Source organism: Streptomyces sp. WAC06614 (genome assembly GCF_003949795.1).
In the GTDB taxonomy this organism is placed as follows: domain Bacteria; phylum Actinomycetota; class Actinomycetes; order Streptomycetales; family Streptomycetaceae; genus Streptomyces.
In genome coordinates this window covers 1-16,669 of sequence record NZ_RPRY01000154.1, presented here as the reverse complement: position 1 = coordinate 16,669, position 16,669 = coordinate 1, and the positions used below count along the sequence as shown (strand labels likewise).

At 74.8% G+C, this 16,669-nt stretch carries 11 protein-coding genes and 1 pseudogene; 6 read left to right on the top strand and 6 right to left on the bottom strand.

Features of this window, described 5'->3' with window-relative positions:
- Window positions 1-2,529: pseudogene (locus EF918_RS39095) on the bottom strand (hypothetical protein); the annotation flags it as partial.
- 165 nt (window positions 2,530-2,694) lie between these two features.
- Here EF918_RS39095 and EF918_RS20845 point away from each other — a divergent pair.
- Both EF918_RS20845 and EF918_RS20840 read left to right on the top strand, forming a co-directional pair.
- Window positions 2,695-3,189, top strand: a complete 495-nt coding sequence (locus tag EF918_RS20845; RefSeq protein ID WP_125648720.1) for a MarR family winged helix-turn-helix transcriptional regulator — start codon at window positions 2,695-2,697, stop codon at window positions 3,187-3,189.
- Complete coding sequence (locus EF918_RS20840) at window positions 3,186-3,671, top strand: MarR family transcriptional regulator (protein ID WP_125648717.1); 486 nt, start codon at window positions 3,186-3,188, stop codon at window positions 3,669-3,671. Before EF918_RS20845 ends, EF918_RS20840 begins: the two co-directional genes overlap by 4 nt.
- Window position 3,672: 1 nt before the next feature.
- Here the strand turns inward: EF918_RS20840 and EF918_RS20835 are convergent, their stop codons facing one another.
- Together EF918_RS20835 and EF918_RS20830 are read right to left on the bottom strand one after the other, a co-directional pair.
- Window positions 3,673-4,689, bottom strand: coding sequence for an NAD-dependent epimerase/dehydratase family protein (locus EF918_RS20835; RefSeq protein ID WP_125648714.1), 1,017 nt, complete (start codon window positions 4,687-4,689; stop codon window positions 3,673-3,675).
- A complete protein-coding gene (locus tag EF918_RS20830) occupies window positions 4,677-5,255 on the bottom strand; it encodes a hypothetical protein (RefSeq protein ID WP_221889731.1) in 579 nt (192 codons plus the stop codon). Before EF918_RS20830 ends, EF918_RS20835 begins: the two co-directional genes overlap by 13 nt.
- 248 nt (window positions 5,256-5,503) lie before the next feature.
- On the opposite strand from EF918_RS20830, the gene EF918_RS20825 reads away from it, so the two are divergent.
- From EF918_RS20825 to EF918_RS20815, 3 genes are all read left to right on the top strand, one after another.
- A complete protein-coding gene (locus EF918_RS20825; protein ID WP_260610438.1) occupies window positions 5,504-5,710 on the top strand; it encodes a hypothetical protein in 207 nt (68 codons plus the stop codon).
- A gap of 63 nt (window positions 5,711-5,773) precedes the next feature.
- Entirely contained in the window at window positions 5,774-8,074 is a 2,301-nt protein-coding gene (locus tag EF918_RS20820; RefSeq protein WP_125648707.1) for a SpoIIE family protein phosphatase, read from the top strand.
- 83 nt (window positions 8,075-8,157) lie between these two features.
- Window positions 8,158-11,094 carry a HAMP domain-containing protein gene (locus tag EF918_RS20815; RefSeq protein WP_125648703.1) on the top strand — a complete coding sequence of 979 codons (2,937 nt, stop codon included), beginning with the start codon at window positions 8,158-8,160 and terminating at the stop codon, window positions 11,092-11,094.
- Between the two features lie 127 nt (window positions 11,095-11,221).
- Here the strand turns inward: EF918_RS20815 and EF918_RS20810 are convergent, their stop codons facing one another.
- Window positions 11,222-11,722: a histidine phosphatase family protein gene (locus EF918_RS20810; protein ID WP_125648700.1), complete on the bottom strand. Its 501-nt coding sequence runs from the start codon at window positions 11,720-11,722 to the stop codon at window positions 11,222-11,224.
- A 227-nt stretch (window positions 11,723-11,949) separates the two neighbouring features.
- Between EF918_RS20810 and EF918_RS20805 the strand changes: the two genes are divergently transcribed.
- Window positions 11,950-13,182 carry an aromatic acid exporter family protein gene (locus tag EF918_RS20805; RefSeq protein ID WP_125648697.1) on the top strand — a complete coding sequence of 411 codons (1,233 nt, stop codon included), beginning with the start codon at window positions 11,950-11,952 and terminating at the stop codon, window positions 13,180-13,182.
- A 39-nt stretch (window positions 13,183-13,221) separates the two neighbouring features.
- On the opposite strand, the gene EF918_RS20800 is transcribed toward EF918_RS20805, so the two are convergent.
- On the bottom strand, window positions 13,222-14,856 hold the full coding sequence (locus EF918_RS20800; RefSeq protein ID WP_125648694.1) for an NAD(P)/FAD-dependent oxidoreductase: 1,635 nt from the start codon (window positions 14,854-14,856) through the stop codon (window positions 13,222-13,224).
- A 19-nt stretch (window positions 14,857-14,875) separates the two neighbouring features.
- Window positions 14,876-16,342: an APC family permease gene (locus tag EF918_RS20795; RefSeq protein WP_260610437.1), complete on the bottom strand. Its 1,467-nt coding sequence runs from the start codon at window positions 16,340-16,342 to the stop codon at window positions 14,876-14,878.
- Window positions 16,343-16,669 lie beyond the last annotated feature (327 nt).

Genomic DNA, 16,669 nt, shown 5'->3' with positions numbered 1-16,669 from the left:
GCGGCGAGGGTGCGGCCGTCCGGGCTGAGCGCGACCGCCTGCACCACCCCGCGGAAGGCCAGCAGCCGGGTGACCGCCGGCAGGGCCGAGACATCGGTGAGCGCCGCCCGGGCCTCCGCCGTCGGCGGAGGCGGCGGCGAGCGAGCCGCCGTCCGGCGCGAACGCCAGCCCGTACACGGCGGACGCCGGCCCCCTCAGCACGGCCCCGCCCTGGCCCCCGATCGCCGCCGTGGGTGCCACGGACCCCGACGGCAGCGCCCCGCCGGGGGCGGTGGTCGGGCCGGGCGGCTCCCACACCCGTACGGTGCCGTCCCCCGCGCCCGCTGCCAGGAGCCGGCCGTCCGGGCTGAACGCGAGGGCGTAGACGGTGTCCGCGAACGCCGGTGACGGCGTGTCCAGTCGCCGCGGCCGGGCTGCGTCCCGCAGGTCCCACAGGGCGACAGTGCGGTCCAGGCCGGCCGCGGCGAGGGTGCGGCCGTCCGGGCTGAGCGCGACCGCCTGCACCACCCCGCGGAAGGCCAGCAGCCGGGTGACCGCCGGCAGGGCCGAGACATCGGTGAGCGCCGCCCGGGCCTCCGCCGTCGGCGCCGTCCGGTACGCCACCAGGCTGAGCTGCGCGGCCAGCGCGAGGTCGCTGCCCCGCAGCCGTTCCGAACGGGCCGCGACCAGCCGGGACAGGGCCACCCTCCGCTGCTGCTCGGCGTCCCGGCGCTGCACCAGGGCGACGGTCGCCAGCCCGCCGGCGACCGTGGCGAGCACGGTCAGCAGCGCCAGCAGCTGCCGCAGGCGCCGGGTGTGCCGCCGGTCCCGGCGGGCCCGCTGCTCCTCCGCGGTGCGGCTCGCCGCGAGGAAGGCGGCCTCCGGCCCGGTCAGTTCGTGGGCCCCTGCGCTGCGTTCGGCCCAGCGTGCGGCCAGGGCCAGACGGGTGCCCCGGTACAGCAGCGAGGGCTCCTCGTCCGCCGACCGCCAGCGCTCCGCGTCCCGGGTCAGGTCCTGCCGCACCAGGTGGCCGGACCGGTCCTCCTCGATCCAGCCGTGCAGGCGCGGCCAGGCGGTCAGCAGCGCCTCGTGGGTGATGCGGGCGCCGTCCCCGTCCAGCGTGACCAGGCGCCGGTCGACGAACCACTCCAGCACCTCGTAGACCTGCGCGGCCCGGTCGTCCAGGGACCCGTCGGCGGGCGCCGCCGCCGGACCGGGCAGGGGGAGGACCCGGCGGGTGTCCGGCACGCCGTCGCCGACCGCGACCATGCGCAGGAACAGGGTCCGGGCGAGGGCGCGCTGGCCCTCGGTCAGTTCCGCGTACGCCTCCTCCGCGCTGGCCGACACTGCGGCCGACATCCCGCCGCCGGCCCGGTAGTCGGCGAGGGTGAGCACGGCGCCGCGCCCGCGCTCCCAGGTGGACAGCAGCGCGTGCGAGAGCAGCGGCAGGCCGCCGACGCCCGAGTCGCGCAGGTCGGCGGCGAGCACGTCGGCGAAGCCCTCGTCCACGGTGAGCCCGGCCTTGGCCGCCGGTCCGTGCACGGCGCTGCGGATCTCCTCGGGGGTGAGGGCCCCGACGACGATCTGACCGCGTTGCAGGGCCGTGGCGAGAGCGGGTTCCTGCAGGGCCGGGGCGTAGAAGTCGGCCCGCAGGGCGCCGACGACGTGCACCCGGGAGGAGGGGAGCGCGGCCAGGCGGCGCAGGAACCGGTCGCGTTCCGCGGGCTCCTTGCAGGTGGTGAACACCTCCTCGAACTGGTCCACGGCCACGAGGACCCGCACCCCTTCCCGCTCCGCCCACCGCTCCAGCCCGTCCACCGCCCGCGCCGCATCCGGCCCGTCCACCGCCCGTGCCGCATCCGGCCCGTCCACCTCGTGCGTCGCACCCGGCCCGTCCGCTCCGTGCGTCGTGCCCGGCCCGTCCGCTCCGTGCGTCGTGCCCGGCCCGGCCGTCAGCGCCGCCACGGCCCGGGACAGCGTGGTGGCCGGGGCCCTGCCCGGGGTGATCAGGCAGGGGACGAACCCGTGCGCCCCGCGCAGCGCCGGCAGCACCCCGGCCCGCAGCAGGGACGACTTGCCCGACCCGGAGGCGCCGACCAGCAGGTGCGGGAAGCCGGCACCGTGGGCGAGCAGCCGCTCGACCACCACGTCCCGGAGCCGGTCCCGGCCGAAGAACCAGTCGGCGTGGTGCTCCTCGAACCCGGCCAGCCCCCGGTACGGCACGACGCCACGGGCCGCCCGCGGGGTACGGGTCCGGCGCAGGTCGGCCAGGCGCTCCAGCCAGCGCCCGGTCTCGGCGGGCCCGGCCACGCCCAGCTCGTCCAGCACCCGGCGGAACAGCGGCAGCGAACTGATCGAGGGCAGGCTCTGGCCGGCGAACCAGCCGCCGATGGTGGTGTGCGCGCCCGGCGACTCCACGCGGGCGGCGAGCGTGCGCACGGTCAGTCCGGCCTTCTCCCGGAGCCGGGTCAGCTCCGCGGCGAACTCCTCCCGGGCGGTGGCGCCGCCGCCCGGCTCAGGCTCCGGTGAGGGGTCGGGGGAACGGTCCATCGGGCCTCCGCGCGGCTGTGTCGGTGGGACGGCGCTGCGGGGAGCATCGTGCCCGCGCCACCGGCACCGCCGGAGGCGTACACCGCGAACCGGTCTCATTTCCGTAGGCCGTCTGTCCCGGGCGGACAGTAGCCATGGCGATAGTAGCCATGTACTCTATTTCGCATGGGCAACAGTTCTCCGGGCCCCACGCCCGGCTTCCTGGTCTGGCGGCTCGCCAACAAGTGGCGCGTCGCCGTGGACCGCGCGCTGGCCCCCCTGGGTCTCACGCATGCGCAGTACTCGCTCGTCGCGTCGTTGCACGGCATCCAGCACGCAGGGGAGCGGCCCAGTCAGCGCCGGCTCGCCGACCACACCGGGATGGAGGCGCTGTACGTCTCCAAGCTGGCGCGCGCCCTGGAGTCGGCCGGGCTGATCGAGCGCACCCGGGACCCCCGGGACCCGCGCGCCGTCCAGCTCGCCCTCACCGAGCAGGGCCGGGCCGTCACCCGGCAGGCCGTCGCGGTGGTCCAGGAACTGCTCCAGCAGCTCCTGGAGCCGCTCGGCGGCCTCGACGCCCCGCGCACGCGGGCGTTCACCGACGAGCTGACGGCCCTGCTCGACGTACCTCTCGCTCCACCCGTACCGAACGACACGAGCACGAAGGGGACCTCACCATGACCACCACGACCGCCGCTTCCACCCCCACCACTCCCGCCGCGTCTTCCGCATCGGCGCCCCTCGCCGACGCCCGTGCCCTCGGCCTGGCCCACTACGCGGCCCGGGGCGTCCTGGAAGTCGTCCTGGCCCGGCACGGCATGACGTTCCAGCAGCAGATCGCCCTGCGCGCCGCGGCCGGCGCCGACGCCCCGCGGACGCGCGACGAGCTGGTCGCCCAGGTCCGCGGCACCCTCAAGGCCGATCCGGCCGACCTGCGCGCCACGTTCGACGCACTCCTGGCCAAGGGGCTGCTCGTGGCGGACGGCGGGCACCTGCGCGCCACAGAGGCGGGCCGCGAGCTGCTCACCACCGCCGCCGCGGAGGCCGCGCCGTACACCGCCCGGATCTGGGGCGGCATACCGGAGGAGGACCTGGCCGCCGCCGGCCGCGTCCTCGCCCTGGTCGCCCGGCGCGCCGACGCCGAGCTCGCCGCGCTGACGTGATTCAGCGCGCCGGGGCGAGCGGGGCGGTGTCCAGGCCGGCTCCTTCGCGGAGCCCCTTGAGGAACGCCCCGACCGCCTCGGTCGCCGTACGGGATGGCACCCAGCCGAGCTCCTCCCTGGCCCGGCCCGCGTCGAGCAACGGCAGCCGCAGGACGGCGTCCAGCAGCCCCGGCGTGGCCGGCACGAGGTGCATCCGCCAGGCCGCGGTCAGACCCAGGCGGGCGACCGCGGGCGGCAGGGGCACGGTTCCGGCGTGCAGCAGCCGTGCCACCGCCGCCGTGTCCAGCACGGGGTCCGCCACCAGGTTGAACGGACCGCGGACCGGCCGCAGCACGGCCGCCCGGTACGCCTGCGCGGCGTCCTCCGTATGCAGGGCCTGGAACCGGAGCCCGTTCACGGCGGGCAGCGCCGGCACCAGGCTCGGCCGGACGAGCCACCAGGGCAGGAGCGGCCCGGCGAAGATCCGCCGCTGCTCGGACGCGGACGCCTCCTTGAAGAGGAACGCCGGCCGCATCCGGACCACCCGCAGGTCCGGATGGCTGAGCTGGAAGCCGTCCAAGTAGCGTTCCAGGTAGGACTTCTCCCGGGTGTACGCGGCTCCGGGCCAGCCGTGCGTGGGCCAGGACTCGTCCACGGGACGTCCGTCCTGCGGTCCGGGGGAGTACGCGCCGATCGAGGAGGCGTGCACCAGGGTGCGTACGCCGGCACGGGCGCAGGCCTCGAAGACCCGTACGCTGCCCAGCACGTTGGTGCGCCAGGTCTCCACCGGGTCGTGCGTGGGCCGGAACTTCCACGCGAGGTGGACGACGGCGTCCGCGCCGGAGAGGATCCCGGCGAGGTCGGCCCCGCCGGGGTCGATGTCGGCGGCGGCCCACCGCACGCCGGGGATCCGCAGGCCGGGCTTCCGGCGGGCGAGACCGACCACGTCCGTGACCGCTGGGTCGGACGCCAGCGCACGGACCACGCTGGTGCCCACGTTGCCGGTCGCGCCGGTGACCACGACCCTCACGACGCCCACCCCGCCGTCCCGAGCACACCGCGGGCGGTACGCCGCGCCGGGCCTGCGGCAGGGACAAGGGTCCGGTCGACCACCGCCATGCGCAGGTCCTCCAGGACCCTGGCCTGCCGTTCCGCGCGGGCGGCGAGGCGGCCCATGGCCACCGGGTCCAGACGGGCGTCGGCCTCGGCGAGGTTCCGCAGGGCGCGCCACAGCGCGAGCTTGCCCTCCACGCCCAGCTTCAGCGCCTCCAGTTCCAGGAGGTCGCTCAGCGGGGAGCGGGTGAGCAGCCGGCCGTTCGGCTTGACCCGGCCCGCCCGCTCCGCGAGCCGGACCATCACGTCCTTGGTGCGCATCACCGGCACGTCGAGAGCGGTCATGACCTCCAGGAGGCTCTCGCGGTCCTCGGCGATCTCCTCCGCGAGCGCCGCCAGGCGGGGCCCCGCCGGGGTACCGCGCTGCGCGCGGGCGGTGCGCCGGGCCAGGGCACGGCCGCCGCCCGCACCCGCGAGATGGTCGTTCAGGTAGAGGGTGAGGAGGCGTTCCGGGTCGGGAGCGGACCGGGAACGACTGCGGTCCACGTTCATGTCACCAGCTCCGTTCGCGTCGTCTGCGGGCAGGCCGAGCGGCCCCGGCCGGAGGTCCCCGGCGCCTTCCCCGCCACGGGCAGGGGAAACCCGCGGGCGGCACCGGACCCGGCCCGCCCCTGCCGGCGGTGGCGCCGTCGTGCCTCCCCGCCGGGGCCCGGGACCGCCACTAGCCTGGGGCCGTGACTGCCTCAGCCCCCGCCCCCGACCGGTACACCGTCGTGCTGCACCCCGGCCCGCCCGGCGCCGTGCAGCCGGAGTCCGCCGACGCGGTGCTGCGCACCGCCGTGGTGGAGGCCACCGGAGCCGTCGGCGCGTCGGGCTACCCGCGCTACGAGGGGGACGGCGTCCAGGCCGACATCGACCCGCGGACCGGCGCCGTCGAAGCCGTGACCGTGGACGGGGACGAGCTCCCCTACGGCTGGATCGCGCAGGTACGGACACCGGACGCGTAGGAGGTCCCGTACGGCATGATCCGGTGAGTGCCGGGGCAGCCGCCGCGTAGCGGAGGTGCCGAGATGACCGGATTCGAGAGTTCCGTCGGCACGTTCCGCAACGGACTGGCCGGGGCCGTCGCGGATCTGACGGCCGAACTCGCCGCGCTCCACGCCGACCGGGCCCGGCGCCGGCTCATCGACCTGGCCACCGGCATCCTCGTCGACCAGCTCGCGCTGTCCCCGCCGGCCGCGGGGGACCACCTGGTGCGGCTGGCCGCCTCCACCGGACTGAGCACCGTGGACTTCGCCGCCGACGTCGTCGACGGCGCGAGCGGGGCGACCGCGGCCGAGCGCGCCCCCTCACCGCACGAGCCCTCCCCGTCCGACGCCCGGCGCATCCGCCGCGCCGTCCACTCCGCGGCAGTGTCCGACACCGCGACCGGAGCCGCCGCCGGCCTGCTCGAAGGCGGCCTGCGCCACCGGGGCGCCCAGGCCGTCTACCTCTGGCGCCTCATGGCGTCCGACTGTCTGCAACTGGCCGGGCACGCCGGGGCCGAGCCGCAGGAGGTCCGGCACTGGCACTGGGTGGTGCCCGAGGCCGCGGGACCGCTGCACCGGATCCTCCTGGGCGGCGTACCGGTGTGGTTCCCCCGGGGGCCCGGAGTCGCGGGGCGCCTGCCCGGGCCCGCGCCCGACGCGGCACGTGCCCTGGTCCCGCTCCGGCGCGACGACCGGCCCACCGGCATCGCCCTGGTCGTCTGGCCCGCCCCCGCACCGCTGGACGAGCCCACCCGGGCGACCGTCACCGCCCTGTGCCGCTCCGCCGGCCACCTCCTGGACGGCTCCGAGGCGGGCCCCGACCTCCCCCCGCACCTGGCGGCGGTGCTGGCGCAGCTCGACCAGCCGGCCGTCGTCGTACGGACCGACGACGACAGCGGCACGGGCGGCCCGCGGGACGGACCCGAGCACGTGGTGGACCACCTCAACCCCGCCGCGCTGCGCGCCCTCGGCCCGCTGCCCGCCCCCGCCGGCCGGCCGGTCGTCCAGCTCTACCCGGCCGTCCACGCGGAACTGTCCGGGCTGGTGGCCAGCGCCTGCGCGACGGGCGCCACCCAGTACGCCCCGCTGCTGCCCCGCCCCCGGGCCCCGGCGGGCGCGCCCGCCGGGGCCGGGACGGCCGTCATGGCCCAGGTCCGGGTGGTCCCGCTGGGCCACGGGCGCGCCGCCGTGCTGTGGCACACCGGGGGCGCGGGCACCTCGCCCGTGACCGGGGCGATCGACCGCCTGGAGCGCCTGGCCACCTTCGAGGACGACCACGCGGACGGCTCCCGCTGGGGTCCGGCGGCGTACGAGATCTTCGGGCTGGCCCCCGGAGTGCCGCCGGTGCCGCTGCGGCACCTGGGCAAGCGGCTGCACCAGGAGGACGGGCCCCGGCTGGACGCCCTGCTCACCGCCCTCGCCGAGCGGCACACCGGGGGCGAGATCCTGGTCCGGGTCTACCGGGCCGAGGGCGGGATGCGGCACGTGCGGATCAGCGTCGAGCCCGTCCTGGCGGGCGGCGTCCTGGCCGGCGTCGCCGGGGTCTACCAGGACGTCTCCGCCCAGCACCGCACCGAGCCGGCCCTCACCGCGACCTTCGACCGGCTCTCCGCCGCCGCGGACGAGGCCGCCGTGCGCAATGCGCTGGTCCTCCAACTCCAGCACGCCATCGTCCCCGAGGCCCCCGCCCTGGTGAGGGCGCCGGGGCTGAGCGTCGCCGCCCGGTACCGGCCGGCCGTGGCGGAGCACCGGGTCGGTGGCGACTGGTACGACGTACAGGCCCTGCCCGACGGCACGGTGCTGGTCACCGTCGGTGACATCGCCGGCCATGGGATCGGGGCCGCCACCGCCATGATCGCCCTGCGCGGCGCGCTGCACGGCCTGGCCTTCACCGGCAGCCCGCCCGGCCGGCTCATGGCGTGGCTGAACGAGGTGACCCTGCACGCCGCGGACCGGCCCACGGCCACCGCCGTCTGCGCCCTGTTCGACCCGTCCGACCACTGCCTGCGCTGGTCCAGCGCCGGCCACCTGCCGCCGCTGCTGCTGCGCGGTGGCCGCGCCCGGTTCCTCGACGGGCCGCCCAACCTCCTGTGCGGGGCCGAGGCGGGCCGGACGTACGCGGAGACGGTCACCCGGCTGCGCCCCGGAGACACCCTGCTCCTCTACACCGACGGATTCGTCGAACGCCGCAACTCGGGGCTGGACGAGGGCCTGGCCGCCCTCGGCCGGGCCGCCGAGGCCCTGCCGCCCGGCCCCGTGGAGCAGCAGGCGGACCACCTCATGGCCGAGGTCATCGGCGACACCGACGACGACACCAGCCTCGTGGTCGTCCAGGTCGCGTGAGCGGCCGGCGCCCCGGCGCCGGCCCCGGACACGGCATCCGCTTCCGTGCCACAGTGGGAGTACCGCACCGATCGAGGCCGGCCATGAACGAAACGGAACGCACGCTGGAACAGCTGCTCACCGGGCTCAAGGCCGTCCGTGACGGCAATCTGGACACCCGGCTCCCCGAGGGCCTCCCCGGCCTGCCCGGGCAGATCGCCGCGGTCTACAACGGCATGGTCGTCCAGCTCTCGCAGGTGACGACCGAAGTGACCCGGGTGGCGCAGGAGGTCGGCGGTCAGGGCCGGCTCGGCGGACAGGCCCGGGTGCCGCCCGCCGGCGGGGTCTGGCGGGAGCTGATCGACGGCGTCAACAGCATGGCCGACAACCTGACCTCCCAGGTGCGCAACATCTCCCAGATCGCCACCGCGGTCGCCCGCGGCGACCTCACCCAGAAGATCTGGGTGGACGCGCGGGGCGAGATCCTGGAGCTCAAGGAGACCATCAACACGATGGTCGACCGGCTGTCCTCCTTCGCGGAGGAGGTCACCCGGGTCGCCCGCGAGGTCGGCACCGACGGCAAACTCGGCGGCCAGGCCACCGTCCACGGAGTGTCGGGCACCTGGAAGGACCTCACCGACAACGTCAACTCGATGGCGAACAACCTCACCAACCAGGTCCGCAACATCGCCCAGGTCACCACCGCCGTGGCCCAGGGCGACCTCACGCGGCGGATCGACGTCGACGCCCGCGGCGAGATCCTGGAGCTGAAGACGACCATCAACACGATGGTCGACCAGCTGTCCTCGTTCGCCGCGGAGGTCACCCGGGTGGCCCGCGAAGTGGGCACCGAGGGCCGGCTCGGCGGGCAGGCCGAGGTCGCCGACGTCTCCGGCACCTGGCGGCGCCTGACCGAGAACGTCAACGAACTCGCCGGCAACCTGACCCGGCAGGTACGGGCCATCGCCGAGGTCACCAGCGCGGTCGCCCGCGGCGACCTGACCCGGACCGTCGCGGTGGAGGCCCCCGGCGAGGTCGGGGAGCTCAGGGACAACATCAACGCCATGGTCGAGTCCCTGCGCATCACCACCCGCGCCAACGAGGAGCAGGACTGGCTCAAGACCCAGCTCGCCCGGGTCTCGGGCGGCATCCAGGGCCGCCGCAGCCTGCCCGCGGTCGCCGAGCTGATCATGCGCGAGGTCCCGCCGTTGGTCGGTGCCCAGTACGGCAGCTTCTTCCTCTCCCAGGACGGCCCCGACGGCCAGGAACTCGTCGCGCTGGCCTCGTACGGTCTCCCGGACGCCCCGGCTGACCGGCCGCGCCGGTTCCACGTGGGCCAGTCGCTGGTCGGGCAGGCGGCGCGCGACGGGAAGGTGGTCGTGGTGGCCGAACTGCCGCCCGGCTACGCGACCGTCAGCTCGGGCACCGGTTCGACCGATCCGCGGTTCCTGATCGTGCTGCCCATCGTCGTCGAGGGACAGGTGCTCGGTGCGCTGGAGATGGCCGCCGTCCACCCGTTCGTCCCGCTGCACCGGGACTTCCTGGAGCAGTTCGTCGAGCTGCTCGGAGCCAACGTCAGCTCGCTGGTCGCCCATGCCCGCACCGACGAACTGCTGGAGCGCTCGCAGGAGTTGACCTCGCAGCTCAGCACCCGTTCCCAGGAGCTGCAGGCCGGTCAGCTGGAGCTGCGCAGCAGCAACGCCGAACTCGAGGAGAAGGCGGCCCTGCTGGCCGAACGCAACCGCGACATCGAGGGCAAGAACCGCGAGATCGAACAGGCCCGCCAGGAACTGGAAGAGCGCGCACGGCAGCTGGCGCGGGCCTCGGTGTACAAGTCCGAGTTCCTCGCCAACATGAGCCACGAGCTGCGCACCCCGCTCAACAGCCTGCTCATCCTCGCCCAGTTGCTGTCGCAGAACGCGGAGGGCAACCTCACCGAGAAGCAGGTGGACTACGCGACCGTCATCCACTCGGCGGGCTCCGACCTGCTCCAGCTCATCAACGACATCCTCGACCTGTCGAAGGTCGAGGCCGGCAAGATGGACGTGCACCCCGAACCGGTGATGCTGCACCGCGTCCTGGACTACGTCGACGCCACCTTCCGGCCGGTCGCGGACCAGCGCAAGCTGGAGTTCGTCGTCGACGCCGCACCCCGGACCGGGGAGCACCTCACGACGGACGAGGGCCGACTGCGCCAGGTGCTGCGCAACCTGGTGTCCAACGCGCTGAAGTTCACCGAGTCCGGCAGCGTCCGGGTCCGCGTGGACGAGGCGGCGGCGGAGGAGATCCCCACCGCGCTGCGCGACGCCGTCGGCACGGTGCTCGCCTTCCGGGTCACGGACACCGGCATCGGCATCCCCGAGGACCGGCTGGAGTCCGTCTTCGGCGCCTTCCAGCAGGGCGACAGCGGCACGGCCCGCGCCTACGGCGGCACCGGCCTCGGCCTGTCCATCAGCCGGGAGGTGGCCCGCCTGCTCGGGGGCGCGATCACCGTACGGAGCACGATGGGCGAGGGAAGCCTCTTCACGCTGTACCTCCCCGAGCGCGTGGCACCGGAGAAGTCGGCGGCCGCGCCGGAACGCCGTCTCCTCATCGGTGCCGACGAACCCTCCCGGGCCCCGCAGGCCGGCCCGTCGGCGGGTCTGTACGGCCGGACCGTCCTCGTCATCGACGACGACGCGCGCAACGTCTTCGCCCTCTGCGAGATCCTGGAGGCCGACGGCGTCCGCGTGCTGACCGCCGACAACGGCAAGGACGGGGTCGAGCTCCTCGCCGCCCGCTCCGACATCGCGCTGGTGATCATGGACCTGATGATGGCGGGCCTCGACGGCTTCGCCGCCACCCGGGCGATCCGGGCCATGCCCCGCCACGCCGACCTCCCGGTCGTCGTGGTCACCGCCAAGGCCATGCCGGGCGACCGCGAGGACGCCCTGGCCGCCGGAGCGACCGACTACGTGACCAAGCCGGTGGACCCCGCCCTCCTGCTCGCCACGGTCCGCTCCCGGATCGGCCCCGACGGCCACCCCGACGGGCAGGGCTGAGCCGTTCCGGCGGACCGGTGCCCCGGCGGGAGGCGGGCAGCTGGCCGGGGCGCGGCTCCGTCGCTCACGCCCCGTACGCGATGTCTGCCCACCCCGCGGCCCGCCACACCTCGGCGCCCCCGGGGCCCTACGGCGACCAGAACTCCGTCAGCCGCCCCGCCCCCGGCTTGAGGGCGTCCCAGCCGCCGGTCAGCTCCAGCACCGCCGCACCCGAGGTCGGGAACCCGGACCGCAGCCGCTCGACCAGCTTCTTCGGGCCGGTCCCGCACAGCGCCGAGGCCAGCTCGTGCAGCCCCGGATTGTGCCCGACCAGCAGCAGGGACCCCAGCTGTCCGCCGCGCTCGGCCAATACGGTGACCAGCCGCTGCGGGGGCGCGTTGTAGAGCCGCTCGTCGTAGACCACGGGCGGCGCCTCGGCCAGGGCCGGGGCGATCAGCTGCCAGGTCTCCCGGGTCCTGAGCGAGGGTGAGCACAGCGCCAGGGTCGCCTCCACGCCGGATTCCGCCAGCCACCGGCCGGTCAGCGGCGCATCGGCCTGGCCGCGGCTGCTCAGGGGCCGGTCGAAGTCCTCGACGGGTTCGTCCTTCGGCACGGCCTTGGCATGGCGTACCAGCACCAGCACCGACATGGCCGTCACCTCTCGCCGGGGACTCGGGGACTCGGGGACTCGGGAGACACGGGTACGCGGGACGCGCCAGCACGCCCACGGTCATGGTGCGGCGCCTCCCGCAGGCCCGCATCCGGGCGGTCCGTCCGCCCGACCGAGCGGCACCCGGCCCACCGGCCCGGTCCGCTCCGGCGAAAACCCGGCCCCACCAGGCGTCATCCGGCGCCGCCCGGGGAAAGCGCCCCGATATGCCCGAAACGATCAGCACCCTCGCCACCCGGGTCGCCCGGCGCCGCCGCGAACCGGTCGCCGTACAGGCTCTGCGGTCCACCGCCGCGGCCGTCATCAGCTACGTCGTGGCGCTCCGGCTCAGCAGCGAGCCCAGCCCGCTGACCGCCCCGCTGACGGCCCTGCTCGTCGTCCAGGTCACCCTGTACTCCACGCTCACCACCAGCATCCGCAGAGTGAACTCCGTGGTCGTGGGGGTCCTGATCGCGATCGGGTTCAGCGTGCTGGTGGGCCTGACCTGGTGGAGCCTGGGCCTGCTGATCCTGGCCTCCCTGGTGGTCGGCCATCTGGTCCGCGTCGACGAGTTCGTGCCCGAGGTCGCGATCAGCGCCATGCTCGTGCTCGGCGTCACCCAGGTCGCCGACACCGCCTGGGACCGCGTACTGGAGACCCTCATCGGCGCGGTCGTGGGACTGCTGGTCAACCTGCTCATGGCACCGCCCGTGTGGGTGGGCCCGGCCGGCGCGGCGATCACCGACCTGGCGCAACGCATGAGCCGGCTGCTGCACCACCTCGGCGAGGAGCCCGTCGGCCCCGCCAAGGTGGCGCAGGCCGCGGCCCGGCTGCACGAGGCCCGACGGCTCGACAACGACATCGCCCAGGTCGACGCCGCGCTGCGGCAGGCCGAGGACAGCCTCCGGCTCAACCCGCGGGTCAAGGAGGGCCTGCTGTTCCGGCTGGTGCTGCGCACCGGCCTGGACACGCTGGAGATCTGCGCGGTCGTGCTCCGGGTCGCCTGCCGGACCCTGACCGACCTGGCCAAGGCACGCCCCGACGCCCCGCTCTTCGAGGACGGGACCGCGACCGTCCTGCGGCACGTCCTGCACCACACGGGCGTCGCCGTCGAGAGCTTCGCCCAGCTGATCACCGCGCAGGTCAGCGCCAACGCGCAGGAGGCGGAGGCCCGGCTCACCGCGGAGCTGGCCGTGGCCCGGGCCCACCGCGACCGGCTGGCGGACCTGCTGCTCGCCGCCACCCGCGAGAGCCCGGCGCAGTGGCAGCTCCAGGGCGCGCTCCTCGCCGAGATCGACCGGGTCCTCGACGAGCTGGACGTCGAGAAACGCTCCGAACGGCTGATGCAGGAGCTCGACCACCATGCCGCCGCCCTCCGCCCGGGCCGACTCCGCCGCCTGGCCGGCCGGCGGTGGTGGGGCCGGGGGCGCAGGAGGCGCGGCGCGGACGGCCCGGGCTGAGCAGCCCGGGCCGGCGCGGGGCGGACCGGTGCCGGGGGATCAGGTCAGGGCGGCGATCACCTCCCGGGCCGCCCGCTCGCCCTCGGTGGCCCCGCCCTCCATGAAGCCCTGGAAGTCGTAGCTGCAGTGCTCGCCCGACAGGTGCACGTTGCCCTGCGCGGTGCCCTCGTACTTCGCGTACCGGTGCAGGTAGCCCGTCGGCCAGTACGAGTACGCGCCCAGCGAGTACGGGTTGCGGTGCCAGGCGGAGAGCTGGGCCCGGCCGGTCCAGGCGGCCTTGGTGCCGGGGAAGAAGGCGTCGATGCCGGTGAGCATGCGGCCGGCGAGGGCGCGGACGTACGGGTCGGACTCGGTGGCGAACGGGGTGGCGGGGGCCAGGGAGCGCGCCAGGGTCCCGCCGCCGTACTGGAGCAGGATGCCGCCGGTGCCGGGCTGGACCTTGGTGGTGTCCCAGGTCTGCTGCACCTCGGTATCGGTGAAGCAGTCGCCCGCCGACACCCCCGGCCACGAGCCGGTGCCGCGCCACGGACGGGCGGTGAACTGCATGTTGAGCTTGGTGCAGGCGCCCATCCGGGCGTCGCGCAGCAGGTTCTTCATGAGCGGGTCGAAACCGGCCGCGGAGGTGTCGATGCCCTGGAGGACCGGCAGCGGCAGGCACAGGACGGTGTGGTCGGCCACGACGGTGCGGGTGGCGCCGGAGTCGTCGAAGGTGAGGGTCTGGGTGCCGTCGGCGTTGGCGCGTACGGCGACCAGGCGGCGGCCCATGACGATCGAACCGGCCGGCAGGGCGGCGGCGATGGCGTTCGGCAGCCGGTCGTTGCCGCCGACGATGTGGTAGCGCTCGTTGGACAGGCCCCACACGTTGAAGTTCCCCGGGTTGGGCTGATAGCCCATCAGCAGGACCAGTGCGAGGGCCGATTGGTCGGTGGTGTCGGCCCCGTACTCGACGTTGTAGGCCACGTCGATGAAGCGGCCGAGCCGCGAGGAATGTCCGCCGGGGACCCGGCTCTCGATCCACTCGTACAGGGTCATGTTGTCCAGGGCCGTGCCGGCGGGAGTGGTGGAGTTCCAGGACACCTCGCCGGACTCCTGTACGTCGCGGCGCAGTTGCTGGTAGACGGCCTTGAAGTCGTCGTCGGCCTGGGTGCGGGAGTAGTAGGTCCCGTCGAACCACAGGACTTCCTCGGCACCGTTGGGGCCGCCGCCGAGGAAGTCCTCGGTGGGCAGGCCGAAGCGGCGGCACAGCTCCAGGATCTTCTTGTGGCTGGTGTCGATCAGCTCGCCGCCGATCTCGGAGGTCTGCCCGTACGCCCAGTGGCCGCGCTGCGTCCACATCCGGCCGCCGACCCGGTCGGGGTTGGCCTCGTAGACGGTACAGGGGATGCCGGCGTCCTGGAGGGTCAGCGCGGCGGTGAGTCCGGCGATGCCCGCGCCGACCACGGCGACGCGGGCCCCCAGGGGTCTCTTGCCGTCGGGCGCGGGTGCGGGGGCGGCGTGGGCCGGAGCGGCGGCCGCACCCGCCACGGCGGCGCCGAGGCCGAGGGCGGCCGCCCGCCGCATCAGCTCGCGGCGGTCGAGGCCGCGCACGTCGGCGACGGGCAGGCGCAGGCGGTGGGCGGTGGCGTGATCGGCGGCGAGCCGGCGCAGTGCGTGCATCAGGGGCGTTCGGGCCATGGCGGGACTCCTTCGCGGATCAGGCGTTCGCGGGGGACGGGGAGAGGCCGGGGGTGCCGTCGGTACCGGGCGGCGTACCGGCGTCGGCGCGCTCGGCGGCGTCCTCCAGGACGATCCGGCCGATGACCTCGTAGCGCTCGGGCGCCTTGGCCCGCAGCCAGAGGCCCAGGCCCAGTCCGCCGAAGAAGACCGTGCCGACGATCCACGGGATCAGCTTGAAGAAGAGGGAATCGGCGGCGGCCCCGGCCGCGGTCTCCATGTTGACGACGAGCAGGACCACGACGGCGGTCATCCCGATCCCGCCGAGCAGCGGCGCGGTGAAGGTCCGGAACCAGTGCCGGTCCTCGGGGTGGTTGCGGCGGAAGTAGCCGATGACGGCGAAGGAGCACAGGGTCTGGACGATCAGGATCGCCATGGTGCCCAGGATCGCCAGCAGCGTGTACAGGTGCAGGTACGGGTCCTGGCCGGTGAGCCAGAAGCCGGCGACCAGGGCCACCGCGATGACCGTCTGCACGACCGAGGCGACGTAGGGGGAGCCGTGCCGCGCGTGGGTCCGGCCGAGCGCCGGGTGCAGGAAGCCCTCGCGGCCGATGGCGTACAGGTAGCGGGCGGCGCACTGGTGGAAGGCCATCCCGCAGGCGAACGAGCCGGTGAGCAGCAGCCACTGGAAGGCGTCGACGGCCCAGGCGCCGATGAAGTGCCGGGTGGGGGCGAAGAACAGGTCGAGCGGGCCGGTGGAGGCGGACAGCTCCACGGACGCGGCCAGGCCGTTGCCGGCGATGGTCATCCAGGAGACGTAGATGTAGAAGAGGCCGACGCCGACCACGGAGATCAGCGTGGCCTTGGGAATGACCCGCTTGGGGTCGCGGGACTCCTCGCCGTACATGGCGGTGGACTCGAAGCCGACCCAGGACCAGAAGGCGAAGAAGAGTCCGAGTCCGGCGGAGGTGCCGGTGAAGGCGTTCTTGGGGTTCACCGGCTCGACGGGGATCCCGTCGGGCCCGCCGCCCGCGACCAGCACGGCGGTGGCGACGGCGAACAGGACCGCGATCTCGGCCACCAGCATCACGCCGAGGGCCTTGGCGGTCAGGTTGATGTCGAAGTGCGCGAGGACGGCGGTGACGGCGAGCATCGCGGCCGCGTACAGGACCCACGGGAGGTCGACCCCGAGCTGGTCCTTCACGGTGGTGCGGGCGAAGTACGAGAAGACGCCGACGATCGAGGCCTCGAAGACGATGTACGCGAGGACGGCGAGCATGCCCGAGGCCATGCCGGCGATCCGGCCCAGGCCGTGGGAGATGTACCCGTAGAAGGCGCCGGCGGCGGTGATGCGCTTGGCCATGGCCACGTAGCCGACCGCGAAGACGGTCAGGACGACGGTGGCGAAGAGGTAACCGGCGGGGGCTCCGGTGCCGTTGCCGAAGCCGACCGCGATGGGGAGGTTGCCGGTCATGGCCGTGATGGGCGCGGCCGTGGCGACGGCCATGAAGACGACGCCGACCAGGCCGACGGAGTTCGCCTTGAGGCGCTGGACCTCGCCGGCGGGCCGGGCCGCCCGGGGCGGTCGGGCCTCTGGGGTGGATCGGGGGGTGCCGGTGGAACCGTTGGACATGTCGTCCTCTTCCGTTCGTGCTGCGTTACCCGACGTGTGGCGGGCAACTCTGGTGGCACGTGACGCAGCCCACAATCGGCATGCGGTCCGGTAATCGTCCGGTGGGGCCGACGAGTTGTCGGGTCCTCGCGCCCCGGCAGCGGCCCGCGGGGCGCGAGGACCCGACAACTCGTCGGCCCCACCGGACGATTACCGGACCGC

What these genes read in the sequence shown, in the direction of transcription:
- EF918_RS20845 (WP_125648720.1), top strand. Translation starts at nt 2,695, where the DNA reads ATGGGCAACAGTTCTCCGGGCCCCACGCCCGGCTTCCTGGTCTGGCGG.
- EF918_RS20840 (WP_125648717.1), top strand. Translation starts at nt 3,186, where the DNA reads ATGACCACCACGACCGCCGCTTCCACCCCCACCACTCCCGCCGCGTCT.
- EF918_RS20830 (WP_221889731.1), bottom strand. Translation starts at nt 5,255, where the DNA reads ATGAACGTGGACCGCAGTCGTTCCCGGTCCGCTCCCGACCCGGAACGC.
- EF918_RS20820 (WP_125648707.1), top strand. Translation starts at nt 5,774, where the DNA reads ATGACCGGATTCGAGAGTTCCGTCGGCACGTTCCGCAACGGACTGGCC.
- EF918_RS20815 (WP_125648703.1), top strand. Translation starts at nt 8,158, where the DNA reads ATGAACGAAACGGAACGCACGCTGGAACAGCTGCTCACCGGGCTCAAG.
- EF918_RS20810 (WP_125648700.1), bottom strand. Translation starts at nt 11,722, where the DNA reads ATGTCGGTGCTGGTGCTGGTACGCCATGCCAAGGCCGTGCCGAAGGAC.
- EF918_RS20805 (WP_125648697.1), top strand. Translation starts at nt 11,950, where the DNA reads ATGCCCGAAACGATCAGCACCCTCGCCACCCGGGTCGCCCGGCGCCGC.
- EF918_RS20800 (WP_125648694.1), bottom strand. Translation starts at nt 14,856, where the DNA reads ATGGCCCGAACGCCCCTGATGCACGCACTGCGCCGGCTCGCCGCCGAT.
- EF918_RS20795 (WP_260610437.1), bottom strand. Translation starts at nt 16,342, where the DNA reads ATGGCCGTCGCCACGGCCGCGCCCATCACGGCCATGACCGGCAACCTC.